Below are 17,913 nucleotides of genomic sequence, written 5' to 3' on the forward strand. Positions count from 1 at the left end.
GGCGCGCGCCGGGCCGTGCGGATGGTCAGGGGCATGACACCACGGAGCGCGGTGCCGCGTCAGCAGTACAGGTTGCCGCCGGGTGTGGTTCCGAGGAGCTGGGTGAACTGCTGGTACTTGGTCACCCGGCTCTGCACCTGCGCCGGGTTCTTCCCGTCGCACTCCACCCAGCCGTTGATGGCACGGATGGTGTGTCCGAATCCGGCCTGGTTGACCATGGCGCTGTGCGCGGTCATCGAACCGGGACCGGTCTGGGTGTTCCAGTACCACAGGGCCGTCTTCCAGGCGACGGCGGAGTCGTTCTGCACCAGCCAGGGGTTGTTCAGCAGGTCGATGCCGAGCGCGTCGCCCGCGGCCTTGTAGTTGTAGTTCCAGCTCAGCTGCACCGGCCCGCGGCCGTAGTACGCGGCCTGGCCGGCCGGACAGCCGAACGGCTGCCCCCAGTCGCAGTAGTGCGGGTAGTTGGCGGTGTTCTGCTCCACGATGTGCACCAGGCCGCCGGTCTCGTGGTGGACGTTGGCCAGGAAGGCGGCGGCCTCCTGCTTCTTCACCGTGTCGCTGCCGGTGGTGGCGAAGCCGGGGTAGGCGCTCAGCGCGGCGACGAGCCCGCTGTAGCTGTAGAAGCCGTTCCGGTTCGGGAACATCTGGTTGAACTGCGCCTCGGTCACCACGAACTTCCCGGCGGGCGTGCCGGGCCCGTTGTCGCAGGCGTAGGGCTCCCAGTACCAGGTGCTGATGACCGGGTCGTAGCCCGGATTGCCGTGCTCGGCGATGTACGCCCGGCCGTCGGTGTAGCGCACGATGTCACCGGCGTTGTACCACTTACCGGCCACCCAGGTGGCATAGCTGGAGCACGCGGCGGCGGACGCGGTGGCGGCGGGGAGGAGCACGGGGGCGCTGCCGGCGAGGACGAGGGCGGCGGTCACGGCGGCGATGCGGCGTCTCGACAAGGGGTCAACTCCTTCGCGGAACACGGCCGTTCCCGGGCGAGGACAGGCCCGGACGGGTCCTGTCGGCGTGCGCCGGCATGACCGGGCACGGCGCGGGCCGGCCGCGGTGGGGGGTGTCGAGCACACTCAACCGCCTTGGTCTGTACCAGTCAAGGGTTTAGACCAGTGATCATGCCGGTGCCCGGTGACTCCCTGGGGAGTCACCGGGCACCGGCGGGTCCGGCGGGCGGGGTCAGCCGTCCTCTTCGGGCGGGACCACCACGAGGAAGGCGTCCGACTCCAGATCCATGACGACCGTCGCGGGCTCGCCCCCGGCGCGGTGCCGGGCCGCGCACTCCTCGGCGGGCCAGGATCCGCGCGGGGACCCTGCGGGGAACCGCTCCAGCACCTTCGCTTCCGTCACGGCGGTCATGTCGGTGGACACCTCCTGTCGGCCCGCGGCCCGGAGCACCGTCCGGTACCGCCCTTCCTCCGTGTGCTGCGGTTGCCCCGGATCGCGGCGGACATGTACGGGCCGACCCGCACGGGTTGCGGCTCCGGCCGCGGGGCGGTCAGTTCCGCGCCTCCTTGCGCTCCCTGGAGATGCGGCCCGGCCACCAGGCGACCGGCCCGAGGTCCAGGGCGAGGGCGGGCACCAGCAGGGAGCGGACGACCAGTGTGTCGAGCAGCACGCCGAAGGCGACGATGAAGGCGACCTGCGCCAGGAAGGCCAGGGGGATCACCCCGAGCGCCGCGAAGGTCGCGGCCAGCACCACACCGGCCGAGGTGATCACCCCGCCGGTGCTGACCAGTCCGCGCAGCACGCCCTGACGGGCCCCGTGCCGCAGCGACTCCTCCCGGACCCGGGACATGAGGAAGATGTTGTAGTCCACGCCGAGGGCGACCAGGAACACGAAGCCGTACAGCGGCACCGAGGGGTCGGTGCCCGTGAACCCGAACAGCGGGAACACGAGGGCGGAGACGCCGAGCGTGGCGAGGAAGTTGACCGCGACGGTGGCGACGAGCAGCGCGGGCATCAGCAGCGAGCGCAGCAGCACGGTCAGCACCAGGAAGATGACGACGAGGACGACGGGGACGATGAGCCCGCGGTCCCGCTCGGCCGTCCGCAGGGTGTCGTACTGCTGGGCGGTGTAGCCGCCCACGAGGGCGTCGGCGCCGGGGACGTCGTGCAGGGAGGTGCGCAGCCGGGCCACGGTGTCCTTGGCGGCGTCGCTGTCGGAGGCGGCGTCGAGGGTGACGTCGACGCGGACCCGCCCGTCGACGACCAGCGGTTCGCCGCCGGGACGCCCGGAGGCGGTGACGCCGGCCGCCGAGGCGACCCCGTCGGTGTCCTCGGCCGCGGCCACGACCTGCTCCAGCCGGCCGGCGTCGGCGATGACCACGGTGGGGTTGCCGGAGCCGCCGGGGAAGTGCTCGGAAAGGGTCTCCTGGGCGGCCACGGAGGGCGCGTCGTTGACGAAGGTCTCGTCAAGCGGGACGCCCTTGGAGGTGAGGGCCGGCGAGAAGGCGGCGAACACCACGAGGCCCGCCAGCGTGAACGCCCACACCTTGCGCGGGGCGCGGTCGACGAGGGAGGCGACCCGCTGCCACAGGCCGTCACCGGTCCGTCGTTCCTCGGCGCTGTGCGGCTTCGCCGGCCAGTAGGCGGCGCGGCCCAGCAGGACCAGCACGGCGGGCAGAAAGGTCAGGGTGCTGAGCACCGAGCAGACGATGCCGATCGCGCCGACCGGGCCGAGCGCACGGTTGTTGGTGAGGTCGCTGAGCAGGAGCGCCAGCAGGCCCAGCACGACGGTGGCGGCGCTGGCCACGACGGCGCCCCAGGTCTGCTTCAGCGCGGACCGCATGGCGGTGAACCGGTCGTGACCCGCCAGTTCCTCCCGGAAGCGGGCGGTGAGCAGCAGGGCGTAGTCGGTGGCGGCGCCGATGACGAGGATGGACAGGATGCCCTGCACCTGGCCGTCGACCCGCACGATGTCGTTCTTCGCGAGCGCGTACACCACCGCGCAGGCCAGGGCGAGCGCCATGACCGCGGAGATGATGATCACCAGGGGCAGCAGGACGCTGCGGTACACCAGGACGAGGATCACCAGGACGGCCGCCAGGGCGACGCCGAGCAGCAGCCCGTCGATGCCGGCGAAGGCGTCGGAGAGGTCGGCCTGGGTCGCGGCGGGGCCGGCCACCTGGACCGTGGTGCCCTCGACCTGACCGGCCGCCGTCCGGATGCGTTCGAGCACCTCGGCCAGCTGGTCCCCGTCGGCGGGTTCGAGCTGGACGACGCCCTGGAGCGCCTCGCCGTCCTCGGAGGGGAGCGCCGGGGAGGTCTTGCCGACGACGCCCGGTGTGCCGGCGAGGGAGGCGAGCGAGCGGGTGGCCTCGGCCTGCCGGTCCTTCACCTGGCCGTCGCCGTCGGCGGTCCACAGCACGATCGCCGGGAGCGTCTCGTCCTGCCGGAAGGCCTTCTGCTGCTCGATGACCTCCGTGGACTCGGCGCTGCGGGGCAGGAATCCGGCCTGGTCGTTGGTGGCCACCTCGCCCAGCCTGCCCGCGTAGGAGCCGAAGGCCCCGCCGATGCCGAGCCACACGACGACCAGCAGGACGGGGACGAGCCGGCGGGCCCATCGTGTTGAGGCGTTCATCGCTCTCCAGGTGCGGCGGTAATCATCTGAATGAAAAACAATCTCAATGATTGAAATAGATTGCGGTGGTGATCGTAGACCACACCGGTTCCGCCGTCGCCGTCAGGCCCTGCGGTCAGGACCGCCCGGAGGCGTCACGGAGCGCCAGTTCCTCGTTCAGCGCGGTCAGAAACCTCAGCGCGACCGCGAGTTCGGCGTCGTCGAAGCGGGCGAGGGCCGTCCCCGCCGCCTGCGCGAGCGGACGGAAGTAGCTCCGGGCCGCCGGCTTGGCGTCGGCCGCGTAGTACAGGTGGACCACCCGGCGGTCGCTGCTCTCCCGGACCCGGGTGACGTGCCCGGCGCGCTCCAGCCGGTCCACGCACGCGGTCACCGCACCCGAGGTGAGCCCCAGGTGCTCCCTGAGCCGGCCGGGGGTCATCGGCTCGTCGGCGTCGAGGATCGCCGCGAGCGCCTGCACGTCGGTGACGTGCAGTCCGTTGCGGTGGGCGAAGCCGTGGACCATGCGGTTGATCTCGCCGTTCATCCGGCGCAGCTGCACGGCGAAGGCCTGGAGGTCGGCCGGTCCCGGCGCCGGGGGCCCGCCCGGTCCGCCCCGTCCCGCCGTCCGCCGCTCCGTGTCGTCTGCTCTGGCCACGGGATCACCCTATAGAAGCCCTCGCGGTCGCCCGCGCCCCCGTCACACCTTCCACTCAGCTCTACACATAAAGGGAAAATAAGTACAGAATGGAAGGGCGCGGCACTTACCGCACACCGCACACAGCGGTCAGGCCCGCTAGTCGAAGGAGACGACTCATGGCCAACGTCTCGCACCCGCGCGGTGACATCAGAAGCCACCCCGACGCACCGGAGATGCGGGCACGGTACGACCGTGTGCTCGGCGGTCGCGACGTGGCCCTCGTGGACGGTCCGGTCTTCCTGCTCGGCCTCTACTGCGCGGTGTCCCCGTGGATCCTCCACTACACGACGAGCCAGCCCGCCCTCGTGACCCACAACCTCGTCGTGGGCATCGCGATCGGGGTGCTCGCCCTGGGGTTCACCGCGGCCCCGGCGCGCATGTACGGCCTCAGCTGGGCCATGTGCGCCGTCGGCGTGTGGATGATCATCTCGCCGTGGATCGTCGGCAGCAGCCCTGACGCCGGCGTCATCTGGAACAACGTGGTCATCGGCGCCCTCGCCGTCGTACTGGGCGCGTCTTGCGCCGTCACGGCGGCCCGGAGCGCACCCAAGCCGTAGGCCCGCGGCGGAAGGAGAGCCGAGCGCCGGTCCGCGTCGGAGGCGGGCCGGCCCTCTCACGTCCGGCCCGGAGTGTCCGGGCGGCGAGGGGGCAGACGCACTGACACGGAGGACTCGAGGAGAAGGGGCGAGATGGAGATCGACGGCATCATCAGTGCCATCGTCATCGGCATTGTCATCGGCATTCTGGGCCGGCTCGTGGTTCCGGGCCGGCAGCGCATCGGAGTCCTGTGGACGATCCTCGTCGGCATCGCCGCCGCACTCCTCGGGTCGGCGATCGCCGCCGGCTTCGGGGTGGCCGACACCGACGGTGTCGACTGGGTGGAGTGGCTGATCCAGATCGGCCTGGCCGCGGTGGGAGTGGCCGCTCTGGACCGGTCGAAGGCCGGCCGCTAGACGGTCCGCCGGCTCGCCGGAACGGCATCCGGCCGCATCGTCGGCGACGGGACGGCCACTGTTCGCACCTGCTCGGTGCGGCGTCCCCGTGTCTCGTCGGGCGGTGTCGGCCGGATGCCGTTCTGGCCGACACCGCCCGAACGCCGCCGAGTCCCCGGCGCGGGGCCCGGCAGGTCTCCGGCCGCGTCGGAGGACGGAACGAGGACGCGCCCGGGACGGCGCCCCCGTCGCGCGGGGCCTTGTCGCCCGACCGCGTACCGGTACGGGGTGGTCGTGGTCAGGGCGGCGAAACCGAGGCGTTCGAGGATGGGGCGGCTCTGTCCGGAGGCGTCCGCCTGGAGGTAGCGGTAGCCGCGGTCCGCGGCTGCCCGGGCCCGGTGCGCCACCAGGGCACGGTAGACGCCCCGCCCCCGCCAGTCACGCACGGTGCCGCCGCCCCACAGCCCGGCGAAGGGCACGCCCGGCGTCAGTTCCATGCGTGCCGCGCCGACCGGTTCGTCGCCGGCCAGGGCGAGCACGGCGACGACGGTGGCGGGGCAGGCGGTGAGCTGGTCGAGCAGTTGCCCGCGGAGCCACGAGGCGTCGGCGCCGAAGGCCTTCTCGTGCACCCCGGCCACCAGGTCGACGCCCGCCCGGTCGGTGACGGGCACGATGCGCACGCCCCCGGGCGGCTCGGCGTCCAGGGTGAGCCCGGCGGACTCGCCGGTCATCACCGTCTCCTCCGGCTCCGGCGTGAACCCCGCCGCCACGAGCCGCTGCCCGAGATCCACGGGCAGGTCGTGGCCGTACAGCTTCCACTCGAACTCGCGCCCGAGCCCGGTGAAGTACGCGACCTGCTCCGCGATCACCGCGTCGGCGTCCGTCATCTCCGGGGCGGACCAGAGGATGCCGTTCCAGCCGTGCGTGGGAGCGGTGCGGCGCACCACGGCGCCCACCCGCTCGACGCGGACGCCGGGGCCGTCGGGCCGCGCCCGCTCGCGCATGTCACGGTCGAACAGGGCGAGTACGGCGGCGTTGTCCATGCGGGCGACTCCACCACGGGCCGGTGCCGGCGGCAACGGGATTAGGGTGACCGTGGATCAAGACCCTCGTGAGGAGGCAGGACCATGGTCGTGAAGGACGACGAGCTGCCGTACCTGCGGCGCTGCGTGGAGCTGGCGGCCGAGGCGCTGGAATCCGGTGACGAGCCGTTCGGTTCGGTGCTGGTCGCCGCGGACGGCACGGTGCTCGCCGAGGACCACAACCGCGTCGCCTCCGGGGACCGCACCCGGCACCCGGAGTTCGAGCTGGCGCGCTGGGCGGCGGCGCGCCTCTCCCCCGCCGACCGGGCCTCGGCCACCGTGTACACCTCCGGCGAGCACTGCCCGATGTGCGCGGCCGCCCACGCCTGGGTGGGCCTCGGACGCATCGTGTACGTCGCCTCCTCCGAGCAGTTGGCGTCCTGGCTGACGGAGCTGGGGGTGCCCGCCCCGCCGGTGCGGACACTGCCCGTCTCCGAGGTCGCGCCGGGTGTGACCGTGGACGGACCCGTCCCCGGGCTGACCGAGGAGATCAGGGAACTGCACCGGCGCTTCCACCGCCCGCGGGCCTGACCCGAGAGGGGTGTGCGGGCGGGACGGGCCGGTCCGTCACCCGTGCCGGGCGCGCGGCCCGCGCTTCCTCCCGCCGGACACGACCACGGGGCCCCGCCGACCCGGACGCCGGGGCCCCGTGAGCCTGGTCGTTCTCCCGGCCGGTCAGCCGACCGCCCCCGCACGGGCCCGGCGGTACAGCGCGGCCCCGCTCAGGAAGAGCGCCGCGCCGGTCGCGAGCACCGGCAGCGTCCGGTCGGCTCCCGTCTCGGCGAGGGCGACGGGCTCCCGCGCGGCCGTGTGCGGGAGCGGAGCAGGCAGGGTCCGCGGCGGCGTGGCGGGCTCCGGCCGTTCCGGACGGTCCGGGCTCTCCCCGGAGACGTTGCCGGAGGAGTTGCCGGCCGCGGGGTTGCCGACGCCGGCCACGTTCACGCTGTTGCCGCTGACGTTGACCGGGAGGTCCACGGGCAGCTGCACCCCGTTGCCGGACAGCACGCCCGGGGAGCCCTGTGTGTCGCTCCCGGCCGTCGCCCCGGTGGAGGAGGAGTCCGCGGAGGCGCCCTTGCCCCCCGCGTCCTCGTTGACGCAGGTGTTGCCCGCGGCGGGGTTGAGGAGACCCACCACGTTCACGGTGTTCCCGCACACGTTCACCGGGACGTGCACCGGGAGCTGGAGGGTGTTCCCCGCCACCACCCCGGGTGAGCCGACCGCGGCGCCGTCCGCCCCGGCGTCGGCGTACGCCGGCATCGCCACGGCCATCGCGCCCGACGCGGCGGCGACGGCGATCACACCGTTTCGGGTAACCCGTCTCATAGGTTCCCTGCCCTTCCAGAGATGGTCGCGAGCGCTCGCCCGCACCGGATAGAACGCGACTGCGGCATCCGGGTTATGGCTCATCCGTATGCCGCAGCCGGTTCACCCCATCGGGGGTCCCGCCGCTCGAACCCCGGGCAAAGTCCCTCGAACCCCTGACGGACGAACAGCCGGACCGGGCAGGCGGCAAGGCCCGGGTCCGGCCGACGGGCAGAGGCCGCGGCGCCCGCTTATGGTGGGCGAGGGTGCCGGTCGGAGCGTCCCTGGAGGCATCGATGCTGGTCAAGCTGTCCGAGCGACTCCGTCTCCGGCGCCGCGCGTTGCGCCCCTCGGTCCGGCGCTGCGCGTCCGCCGGAGTGGTCGGACTGGCCCTGCTGGGCGCCGGCCTGACGGTGACCAGCCACACCGGCTCGGACCTCGACCGGTTCTACGACCAGAGGGTCACCTGGTCCGCGTGCGAGGGCATGGACCTGCCGAAGGACCTGCAGTGCGGAAAGATCACCGTCCCGCTCGACTACGCGGATCCCGGACGGGGCACCCTCGAACTGGCCCTGGCCCGCTACCGGGCGAACGGCGACCCCAGGGGTTCGGTGGTGCTGAACTTCGGCGGCCCGGGCGGTTCCGGGGTACTGGGCCTGGCCCACGGCCGCAAGGACTTCCTGGGGCTGACCGACGACTACGACGTGGTCTCCTTCGATCCCCGCGGCGTCGGCCTCTCCTCACCGGTCAGCTGCGGCACCGACGCCACGAACCAGGCGCTGGAGGCGACCGACGGCGAGGAGGCGGCCGATCCGCGTGCGGCGCTGCGGCAGTTGCGCGAGGTGGCCGCCGCGTGCGCCGAGCACTCGGGACCCGTCCTCGAGCACATCGGCACCGTGGACGTCGCCCGCGACCTGGACGTCATGCGCCAGGCCCTCGGCGACAAGAAGCTCAACTACCTGGGATTCTCCTACGGAACCCGGCTCGGCGCGGTGTACGCGGCCAAGTACCCGGACAAGGTGGGGCGCATGGCACTGGACGGGGTGGACACCCTGACGGAGTCGCTGGCCGAGCAGGGGCTGGCGAGCGCGCGGGGGCAGCAGACGGCGCTGGAGAACTTCCTCACCTGGTGCACCGGGGAACTGGCCTGTCCGTTCGGCCAGGACGCGCGCAGCGCCCGTTCCCAGGTCGTGGACCTGGTCGACTCGCTCGACGAGAACCCGGTGCCGACCGACTTCGGTTACGAGTTCACCGGTCAGGACCTGGTCGGCGCCATCGCGCAGGGCCTGTACACCAAGCAGATGTGGCCGCTGCTGCAACGGGCGCTGGCCGAACTCGTCGAGGACGGGGACATCAGCGGGGTCGAGGCCCTCGCGACCGGCGGTGCGGGGCTGCCCGTGCCGCGCCGGGCCGACGAACCCCTCACCGACCCGGAGGAGGTGCCGCTGGACAACCTGCCGGCGGCGCTGATGGCGGTGAACTGCGCGGACGACCCGGACCGGCCGGACGCCGAGCGGCTGACCCGGGACGTGGCCCGGTTGCGGGCGGCGTACGAGGAGGCCTCCCCGGTCTTCGGCCCGTACCGGCTCGCCCAAGTGGTGCTCTGCTACGGCCGTCCCAAGGGCACCGACTTCATCCGGGAGCGGGTCAAGGACGTCGACACGGCGAGGATGCTGCTGGTGGGCACCAGGGGCGACCCCGCGACCCCGTACCGGTGGACGGTGCAGACGGCCGAGCGGCTCGGTTCCGCGGCCGTGGTGCTGGACAACCGCAACGAGGGGCACACCGGCTACGGATCGTCCGACTGCGTCCACCGCAAGATCGACGACTTCCTGCTGCACGGCTCGCTGCCGCCGAGCGGCAGCTCCTGCGGCAGCGAGAACGAGGACCGCCTCTGACCGCCTGCCCGAGCCCTCTCGGCGCGGACGCTGCCACTCCGGACCGGCCCGACGGCCGGTCACCCGGACCCGTCCCCGGCGGTGTGCCATGAGCCCCCGCGGGCACGGAGGCACGGTCGGTTCCGCTGTCGAACCGACCTGACCGCCCCGCCGGGGCGACGTGTCGGCAGGCGCCTACGGCGACCGGACTCTGCTGACGGTGCCGCCGGCCGCCCGGCGGTCGTCCCGCCTCACGCGGCGAAAGGGCCGCCGTCCGCGATCGTCCCGCCCTCGGGCAGGAGTCGTACCCGCACCCACGGGCCGGCCGGGTGTGCCACCCGTCCCCGCCGCGGCGGCGCCCGGTGGGCGGCCGGCCCTGCACCACCGCCGCTCCCTCCCGCGCCGTGCGTCCGGCGGCTCTCCCCCACCGGTCGACGCGCCACGACCGGGCCGTGCCGGCGGGTGCGGGGCTTTGCCCCAAATGCCCTAGCGTGGAATTCGCCCTATGGTGCTGTCATGGAGCACGATCTGAGTCCCGCGACCCTTGCCGAGCTTCGCCGTCCGCGCCCCTACCCCGCGGTGTCCGTGCTGACGCCGACGCACCGGCGCGACCCCCTCAACACCCAGGACGCCGTCCGGCTGCGCAACATGGTGGCCGAGGCGAAGAAGAAGCTGGAGGACGATCCCGCGGTCACCAGGGACCGGCGCGCCGACGTGGCCCGGCAGCTCGACGAGGCGCTGGCGGAGGTCGACCTGACGCACTCCGAGGACGGCCTGGTGATCTTCGCCGCGCCGGGCGAGCACCAGGTGTGGTCCCTCGCGCGCAGCGTGCCCGAGCGGGTCGTCCTCTCGGACACCTTCCTGACCCGCAACCTGGTCTCCGCCCACACGGCGGAGCAGCCGTTCTGGGTGCTGTCCGTGTCCGCCGACCGGGCCACCCTGTGGAGCGGCGGGGCGGACCGTGTCGTCGAGGAACGGATCGGCGCCTTCCCCCTCGTCCGCGAGGAGCCGAACTTCGACCCCGAGCGGCAGGAACGGACCGGCAATCAGCCGAGCAACTTCCGGGACGAGGACACCCGGCGGTTCCTGCGCGAGGCCGACACGGCGATGGGGGCCGTCCTGCGCCACCATCCGCGGCCGCTGTACGTCACCGGCGACCCCGCCGCCCTGTCCCTGCTGGGCGAGGCCGGCAGCGTCACGGCCAAGGACGCCGTGCACGTCCCGCACGGCGGGCTGGCGCAGGGGACACCCGAGGCGGTGTGGCAGGCCGTGCTGCCGGTCCTTCAGGACGAGGCACGCAAGAGCACCGAGGACGTGTCCCGGTCGCTGGAATCGGCCCGTGGGCGCAAGGAGTTCGCGGCGGGCGTGGACGAGCTGTGGCAGAGCGCCCGGGAGGGCCGGGTCCGGCTGCTGGCGGTCGAGGAGAACTACCGGATCACGGTGCGCGACGCCGGCGAGCACCTGGTCGTCGCCGAGGACGGAGACCTGGACGCCCGCGAGGACATCGTCGACGAGATCGTCGAGCAGTGCCTGGAGACGGGCGCCGAGGTCCGCTTCGTCCCGGACGGCACCCTCGGGGACGCGGACGGCATGGCCGCCGTCCTGCGCTACTGAATGCGGGGCTACCCGCCGGTCACCTCCCACACAAACACCTGAACGTAGAACATGTGCACGGGTGGATCCGTGACCCCGGATCCACCCCAAGTCACTTGAGTACCATGGGAGTTGAGGAACCGAACGCGTCCCGGACACGCACCTCCGGGTAGCCCGGGAAGACGGTGGCATATGCCAAAGGCACCGCCTTGTCGGGTGTTGCCGAATCTCTTACAGGCTCTCGCGGGCTGTGCAACAGTCGTTACGGTCCCTCGTCCGCCCGAAGGCCGTATCGTCCCGCATCGGAGTGCGTCATGCCGTCCCACCTCTCCGCGGACCGCCCCGCCGCCCAGCCGCCGCCGCGCGGCCCGGTGGACGCGCTCATCTCGCAGGCCCGGCGGCTCAAGGGCGACGTGGATGCCGTACGACGCGGCACCCCGGCGGACACGGCGGACCCGACGGAACGCTGGCGGCGCGCCCTGTACGACCTGGCGCTCCACCAACTGAACGACCTGGACCAGCACTTGGCGCAACTGCGGGAGCACCCGCCGGCCGTGCCCGGTCCGTCCGGCACGCCCGCCGCGGCTTCCGTGCCGCGTCACGGCTCCCTGCTCAGCCGGGTCGGCAGCGCCGAGTGGAACCTGCTCACCGACGAGGTGAGCTGGTCCGCCGAGCTGTACCGCATCCTGGGCCGCGACACCGCGCTGCCCCCGCTCACCCTCGACGAACTGCCGTCGCTGGTCGTCGAGGAGGACCGCCCCTCTCTGACCGCGATGGTCACCGGCTGTCTCGTCGACGGCCGGCCCATCGACGGCGAGTTCCGCGTGCTGCGCCCGGACGACGGCGTACGGACCGTGCACATGATGGGCGAACCGGCGCTCGGCGCCGACGGCAGCACCGCCTCGATGTGGGCCGTGCTGCGGGACGTCAGCGAACTGCGCCGCCGCCGGCGGGCGGTGCGCGAGACCCGTGACTCGCTGCACCGCCACCGGAAGGCCACCACTCGGACCGGACACCGGCTCGCGGACGGGCCGCGGGAGGCCGTGCCGCCACCGTGGCGCGGCTCCCTGCGGCTCCCGCCCGACGGGCCGCCGGCCCTGGACATCGCCGCCGCCCACCTGCCGCCCTCCGCACACGCCCCGGCCGGCGGCGCCTGGTACGACGCCCTGGAACTGCCCGACGGCACCACACTGCTCGGCGTCGGCGACCTGACCGGACACGGCTCCGGCGACGCCTCCGGCACGGCGATGCTGCTCGGCGCCATGCGCGGGATGGCGATGACCGGCACCGAACCGGGCCCCCTGCTCGCCTGCCTGAGCCGGTTACTGGACGCCGGCGCGCAGCCGTCCCTGGGCAGCGCCCTCTGCCTGCGCTACCGGTCCGCGACCCGCACCCTGGTGTGGGCGCAGGCGGGACACCCCGCACCGCTGCTGTTCCGCGGCGGAAGGGGGCGGGCACTGGAAGCGCCCCGTGGCGTACCGCTCGGCGCCGCCCCGGACCCCTCGTACGGACAGGCCGACGAGACCCTCGAAGCCGGCGATCTGCTGCTCCTGTACACCGACTGGCTGGTGCCCGGGCACGCCGGAGCGACCGCCGCCGAACGGCTCCTGACGCTCGCACCCCGCCTCGCCGAAGCCGGCAGCGCGCAGGACTGCGTGCGGACCGTGATCCGGGAGTGCGGAGAGGAAGAACGCGCCGAGCACGCCTGCGTCCTGGTGGCACGGGTCGCCTCGTAGCCCCGGCCCACGGGGACCGCGGGGCCGTCACGCCCGCGCGCCGGCGCCCTTGCCCCGCGGCCTGGGCAGCGCCAGCTCGATCTCCTCCCTCAGTTCCTGGATCCTCGGATACGTGGAGTACTCGGCGGTGAGCCGGTACATCTGGCGCAGCCGGTCCCAGGTGCGGCGCGAGGAGTTCTGCCCCATCGACACCAGGGCCAGCCGCGCGAACCGGTCCGCCTGCTCGGGGTCGTCGGCGATGAAGCAGGCGGAGGCCATGGACAGGAAGTCGAAGATCTTCGACCTCTGCTGCGCCTCGACCCGGAGCGCCAGGGCCTTGTCCGCGTAGTGCTGGGCGTGCGCGGCGGCGTCCGGCTCGAACTCCGCGAGCGTCCGGTACGCCAGGGCCTGCATGCCGTACAGGTCCGCCTCGTTGAACAGCTGCATCCAGTTCGGCGGCGGCACGTCACCCTTGTCGGAGACGAACAGGTCCTCGGCGCGGCCCAGGGTGCGGCGCATCGCCTGGCCCTTGCCCATGGACGCCTGCGCCCACGCCTCGATCGTGTGGAACATGGCGCGGGTGCGCGGCAGGACCTCCTCGCCCGAGCCGGACTGGGCGAGCTTCATCAGGTCCAGTGCCTCGTCGGGCCGCCCGAGGTGCACCATCTGCCGGGCCGCCCGGGACAGGGCCTCGCCGGCCCGCGGGCGGTCGCCGCCCTCCCGGGCCGCGTGGGCGGCGATGACGAAGTACTTCTGGGCGGTGGGTTCCATGCCGACGTCGTGGGACATCCAGCCGGCGAGCACCGCGAGGTTGGCGGCGACGCCCCACAGGCGCCGCTGGAGATGGGGTGGGTGATGGTAGGCGAGCATGCCGCCCACCTCGTTGAGCTGGCCGACCACCGCCTTGCGCTGGAGGCCCCCGCCCCGGGCGGCGTCCCAGGCGCGGAACACCTCCACGGAGCGCTCCAGTTCCTCGATCTCCTGCGAGCCGATGGGGGCGGCCTCGTAGCGGTCGAACCCGGCGGGTTCGGCGTGCAGGGGGTCGTGGAGGCGGGGAGCGTCGGCGGTCAGGGCCGGATCGGTGTGCAGCCAGTCGTGCATGGCGCTGCTGAGTGCGGAGCCCGCGGTGAGTGCGGCACCCGCGCCCACCAGGCCGCGTCGGTTGAGCATGAGGTCCATTCCCGTGAATTCGGTGAGGACCTCGGCTGTCCGCTCGGGCGCCCACGGCACTCCGTCGGGATGTTCCGCACTCCCGGGGCGTGGCCGTTTCCCCGTACGCCCGTGCCGGACCAGACCGAGATCCTCGATGGTCACGACACGGCCGAGACGCTCGGTGAACAGAGCCGCCAGCACCCGCGGTACGGGATCGCGCGGGATCTCTCCCATGTCGATCCACCGCCGCACCCGGGAGGTGTCGGTCGCCAGCTGGGGGTGGCCCATGGCCGCCGCCTGCCGGTTGACCAGCCTCGCGAGTTCGCCCTTGGACCAGCCGGCCAGGCCGAACAGGTCCGAGAGCCGGGTGTTGGGTTGTCCGCTCACGTCAAGCCCCCAGGTTCTCGGCTGAGTTGACAGTAGCCCGGTGCGGGTTGCCGGGCGACTATTCGCCAGGGTTCGCCAGGGTGCGCCAGATGGTGTGCCAGGGGCCATCCGGTGTCGAGTAGGAACGCGCCACCACGACCCCGTCGCCGCAGGGGCATTCCCCCAGGGTGCGCCCGGGCGGCCGGGCCGGGTGGTGCACTGACGTCGCAGGCACACGAAGGGATCTGTATCACCCATGTACGCAGCATCGTCCTCCGTGTCCGCCCCGCCCCGGCCGCTGCGCCCCCGTCCGTCGGACAGCGGCCCCTACCTCGCTCCCGCGCGTCCGGCTGCCCCCGTCCTCGGCGCGGGCAGCGCACGGCGCACGGCGGGAGCGGGCACCCAGCCGCTCAGCGGGAGGCTCGACCTGTCCGGTCCGCAGGGCGCCCAGCTGCGCACCGCGCTCGCCTCGGTGCACCGCATCTGCCCGGAGTTCGCGCCGGTCCAGGTGCTGCGCCGCACCGGCAGGTCCGTCCTCCTGGTCGGCACCACCGGGCGCAGCACCGCGGTGGCCAAGTGCTTACTGGACCACTCCCCCGCGTGGAGCGAGCGGATCCGCCACGAAATAGCGGCATACCGCTCGTTCGTCCGGCACCGCCCCCCTGTGCGGGCGCCCCGGCTGATCGCGGCGGATCCGGACAACTGCACGCTGGTGATCGAGCGGCTTCCCGGCCGGGTGGCGTCGCTCCAGCGGCACCCCGCGGAGGCGCCGCCGCGGGCGGACATCAGGGCGGCACTCGGCGCGATCTGCCGGCTGAACTCCTGGCGGCCGCCGGCCGGGACGTTCGACGCGCCGCTGGACTACGCGGCTCGCATCTCCCGCTACCACGAGCTGGGGCTGCTCACCGACCGGGACCTCGGCGACCTGCAGAAACTCCTGCACGGCATCGCGCTGGCGACCGGGCGCCAGGGCATGGGCCAGTTCTGCCACGGCGACGCGCTGCTGTCGAACATCCTGATCTCACCGGCCGGCCCGGTGCTGGTGGACTGGGAGCACGCGGGCTGGTACCTGCCGGGCTACGACCTGGCGACGCTGTGGTCGGTCCTCGGGGACGCGCCGGTGGCCCGCCGCCAGATCAGTCAGATCGCCCAGTCGGCCGGCCCCGCCTCGCGGGACGCCTTCCTGGTGAACCTGATGCTGGTGCTGACCCGGGAGATCCGCACCTACGAGACGGCGGTGCAGCGCTCGATGCACGACGCGGCCCCGGCCACGCACCCCGGCGGCGCGCCCTCCGGCGAGGAGCAGCGGCTGCTGCTGCGCCGCCTGCACGACGACTGCCAGCTCGCCCGGCGGGCCGTGCGCGCGGCGGTGGGCACCCGCTGAACCCGTTCGACTGCCCGTGGCGGCGGGCAGTCGAACGAGGGAGGAACCCCGGGCCCGACGGGCCGCGCCACCTCCACCCCGGGGGACCATTGGTGTACGCCACTGACGCACCGCAGGCCCCGGCCAGGCGGACGATGCACGCCCCTGAGCATGATTGACGGACGGTCAGCCGACCGGTAGCACTGACTCGCACCGCTCGGCTCCACACGGCGTTCCGTGCCCGTCCGCTCCAGGAGGCTGCATTGCGACCACCCCCCACCGACCCCGCCCGCGCGACCGGCCGGACCCCCCTGAGCGGGAGGGCCCCCATCGTCCTGCGCGCTCTCGCCGCCGCCGCGCTGACGCTGCCCCTGCTGGGCGCCGCGCCCGCTCCCGCCCCGCCGGCCGCCTCCGGCCTCCAGCAGGCGTTCGCCGACGCGTCCGCCCGCTACGACGTGCCGCAGAGCGTGCTGCTGGGCGTCTCCTATCTGCAGTCCCGGTGGGACGCGCACGGCGGGGCGCCGAGCGTGACCGGCGGCTACGGGCCGATGCACCTCACGGACGCCCGTACCGCGCTCGCCGCGTCCGGGCACCACAGCGAGGGCACGGAGGACCCCCGCGGCGACGACGCCCGACCGCGGCCGCGTCCCGAGACGCGGGCGCCGCGCACCACCGACCTGCCGGACCGGCTGACCACACTGCCGGAGGCGGCCCGGCTGACCGGTCTCAGCCCCGAGCGGCTGCGCGAGGACCCCGCCGCGAACGTGGCGGGCGGCGCCGCGCTGCTGGCCGAGGCACAGCGGCGGGTGGGTGTGCCGGGGAGCGACGACCCGGCCCACTGGTACGCGGCCGTGGCGCTCTTCTCCGGCGCCGACGACAGCGCGACGGCCGCCGCGTACGCGAACGACGTGTTCGAGGTGATCCGGGCCGGCGAGGCACGGGTCACGGACGCGGGCCAGCGCGTCGCGCTGGCCGCCCGCCCCGGCCTGGTGCCCGACACCTCGGCCCTGGGCCGTGCCGGACTGCGGGGGACCTCCGCCGCCGGGACGGAGTGCCCGAGGACCGTGTCGTGCGAGTGGATCCCGGCACCGTACGAGGAGTTCGGGGACGGCGACTACGGCAACCACGACCTGGGGAACAGGCCCGCCTCGCAGCCGATCCGGTACATCGTCGTCCATGACACGGAGGGCGCCTGGGAGGGCGTCCTCGACATGGTGCAGGACCCCACCTACGTGTCCTGGCAGTACAGTCTGCGCTCCACCGACGGGCACATCGCCCAGCACGTGAAGGCGAAGGACGTGGCCTGGCACGCGGGCAACTGGTACGTCAACGCCGGATCGATCGGTCTGGAGCACGAGGGCTTCCTGGCGGAGCCGGACGCCTGGTACACCGAGGCGATGTACCGGTCCTCGGCCCGGCTGGTGAAGTACCTGGCCGGGAAGTACCGCATTCCGCTGGACCGGCAGCACATCCTCGGCCACGACACGGTGCCGGGACCGACCGCGGCCACCGTCCCCGGCATGCACACCGACCCGGGACCGTACTGGGACTGGCGGCACTACTTCGACCTGCTGGGCCGCCCCCTGGAGGCGACGGCCGGCCGGAACTCCGGCGTGGTCACCGTCCGGCCCGACTACGCCGTCAACCGGCCGGTCTTCACCGGCTGCGCGAGCGCGGGCGAGCCCTGCGCGACGCACGGGTCCAGCGCGGTGCGACTGTACTCCGACCACGACGAGAGCTCCCCGCTGATCAGGGACGTCGGCCTCGGCTCGGCGCCGACCACCGGGGTGAACGACCTGTCCTCCCGGGTCTCCACGGGGCAGCAGTACGCGGTCGCCGGCCGGTGGGGCGACTGGACCGCCATCTGGTACCTCGGCCAGAAGGCGTGGTTCAGGAACCCGGCGAAGCAGCCCACCGCGGTGCCCGCCAAGGCCCGGGTCGTCACCCCGAGGGAGGGACTCGAGTCCGTGCCCGTGTACGGCAGGGCGTACCCGGAGAAGGAGGCCTACCCGGAGGGCGTGCCGGCGCAGACGGTGTCACCGCTGCCGTACACGGTGCTGAAGGGCCAGAAGTACGTGACCGGGGGCAAGGTGCCCGGTGAGTACTACTACGCGGTGGCCTTCGACGGGGCGTCGCACCGGGTGGTGCGGGGCGAGGACCAGTACTACGAGATCCAGTTCGGCCACCGGGTCGGCTTCGTGCGGGCGGCGGACGTGACGGTCGAGTCGTCGTAACGGCGCGGCGGGCGTGACGGTACGGGGCCGGGTTC

At 73.4% G+C, this 17,913-nt stretch carries 14 protein-coding genes and 1 pseudogene; 8 read left to right on the forward strand and 7 right to left on the reverse strand.

Annotated features, from left to right (window positions below):
* Positions 1-59: 59 nt before the first annotated feature.
* The 4 genes from IE172_RS08935 to IE172_RS08950 form a co-directional block, all read right to left on the reverse strand.
* Positions 60-950 (reverse strand): glycoside hydrolase family 19 protein, encoded by an 891-nt coding sequence (locus tag IE172_RS08935; protein WP_190096587.1) that lies wholly within the window; start codon positions 948-950, stop codon positions 60-62.
* A 232-nt stretch (positions 951-1,182) separates the two neighbouring features.
* Positions 1,183-1,362 carry a DUF8839 family protein gene (locus IE172_RS08940; RefSeq protein WP_190096588.1) on the reverse strand — a complete coding sequence of 60 codons (180 nt, stop codon included), beginning with the start codon at positions 1,360-1,362 and terminating at the stop codon, positions 1,183-1,185.
* Between the two features lie 139 nt (positions 1,363-1,501).
* Entirely contained in the window at positions 1,502-3,586 is a 2,085-nt protein-coding gene (locus IE172_RS08945) for an MMPL family transporter (RefSeq protein WP_190096589.1), read from the reverse strand.
* 115 nt (positions 3,587-3,701) lie between these two features.
* The gene (locus IE172_RS08950) at positions 3,702-4,220 is read right to left on the reverse strand and encodes a MarR family winged helix-turn-helix transcriptional regulator (protein ID WP_190096590.1); all 519 of its coding nucleotides are present in this window, start codon (positions 4,218-4,220) and stop codon (positions 3,702-3,704) included.
* 158 nt (positions 4,221-4,378) lie between these two features.
* On the opposite strand from IE172_RS08950, the gene IE172_RS08955 reads away from it, so the two are divergent.
* Together IE172_RS08955 and IE172_RS08960 are read left to right on the forward strand one after the other, a co-directional pair.
* Positions 4,379-4,819, forward strand: a complete 441-nt coding sequence (locus tag IE172_RS08955) for an SPW repeat protein (RefSeq protein ID WP_190096591.1) — start codon at positions 4,379-4,381, stop codon at positions 4,817-4,819.
* Between the two features lie 132 nt (positions 4,820-4,951).
* On the forward strand, positions 4,952-5,215 hold the full coding sequence (locus IE172_RS08960) for a GlsB/YeaQ/YmgE family stress response membrane protein (protein ID WP_190096592.1): 264 nt from the start codon (positions 4,952-4,954) through the stop codon (positions 5,213-5,215).
* Positions 5,216-5,460: 245 nt separating this feature from the next.
* Here IE172_RS08960 and IE172_RS08965 read toward each other — a convergent pair.
* Positions 5,461-6,237 (reverse strand): annotated as a pseudogene (locus tag IE172_RS08965) (GNAT family N-acetyltransferase); the annotation flags it as partial.
* Between the two features lie 84 nt (positions 6,238-6,321).
* Between IE172_RS08965 and IE172_RS08970 the strand changes: the two are divergent.
* A complete protein-coding gene (locus tag IE172_RS08970; RefSeq protein ID WP_190096593.1) occupies positions 6,322-6,807 on the forward strand; it encodes a nucleoside deaminase in 486 nt (161 codons plus the stop codon).
* Positions 6,808-6,951: 144 nt separating this feature from the next.
* On the opposite strand, the gene IE172_RS35235 is transcribed toward IE172_RS08970, so the two are convergent.
* Positions 6,952-7,575, reverse strand: a complete 624-nt coding sequence (locus IE172_RS35235; protein ID WP_229885902.1) for a chaplin — start codon at positions 7,573-7,575, stop codon at positions 6,952-6,954.
* 299 nt (positions 7,576-7,874) lie between these two features.
* Between IE172_RS35235 and IE172_RS08980 the strand changes: the two genes are divergently transcribed.
* From IE172_RS08980 to IE172_RS08990, 3 genes are all read left to right on the forward strand, one after another.
* Positions 7,875-9,476, forward strand: a complete 1,602-nt coding sequence (locus tag IE172_RS08980; RefSeq protein WP_190096942.1) for an alpha/beta fold hydrolase — start codon at positions 7,875-7,877, stop codon at positions 9,474-9,476.
* Between the two features lie 495 nt (positions 9,477-9,971).
* Complete coding sequence (locus IE172_RS08985; RefSeq protein WP_190096595.1) at positions 9,972-11,069, forward strand: baeRF3 domain-containing protein; 1,098 nt, start codon at positions 9,972-9,974, stop codon at positions 11,067-11,069.
* A gap of 293 nt (positions 11,070-11,362) precedes the next feature.
* Positions 11,363-12,784, forward strand: coding sequence for a PP2C family protein-serine/threonine phosphatase (locus IE172_RS08990; RefSeq protein WP_190096596.1), 1,422 nt, complete (start codon positions 11,363-11,365; stop codon positions 12,782-12,784).
* 27 nt (positions 12,785-12,811) lie between these two features.
* Here IE172_RS08990 and IE172_RS08995 read toward each other — a convergent pair whose 3' ends face one another.
* Complete coding sequence (locus IE172_RS08995; protein ID WP_190096597.1) at positions 12,812-14,302, reverse strand: DNA-binding protein NsdB; 1,491 nt, start codon at positions 14,300-14,302, stop codon at positions 12,812-12,814.
* A gap of 235 nt (positions 14,303-14,537) precedes the next feature.
* Between IE172_RS08995 and IE172_RS09000 the strand changes: the two genes are divergently transcribed.
* Positions 14,538-15,665, forward strand: a complete 1,128-nt coding sequence (locus IE172_RS09000; protein ID WP_190096598.1) for an aminoglycoside phosphotransferase family protein — start codon at positions 14,538-14,540, stop codon at positions 15,663-15,665.
* A gap of 242 nt (positions 15,666-15,907) precedes the next feature.
* Positions 15,908-17,878, forward strand: coding sequence for an N-acetylmuramoyl-L-alanine amidase (locus IE172_RS09005; protein WP_431995544.1), 1,971 nt, complete (start codon positions 15,908-15,910; stop codon positions 17,876-17,878).
* The last annotated feature ends 35 nt before the right edge of the window (positions 17,879-17,913 follow it).

This window comes from Streptomyces griseoflavus, assembly GCF_014649995.1.
GTDB lineage: Bacteria > Actinomycetota > Actinomycetes > Streptomycetales > Streptomycetaceae > Streptomyces > Streptomyces griseoflavus.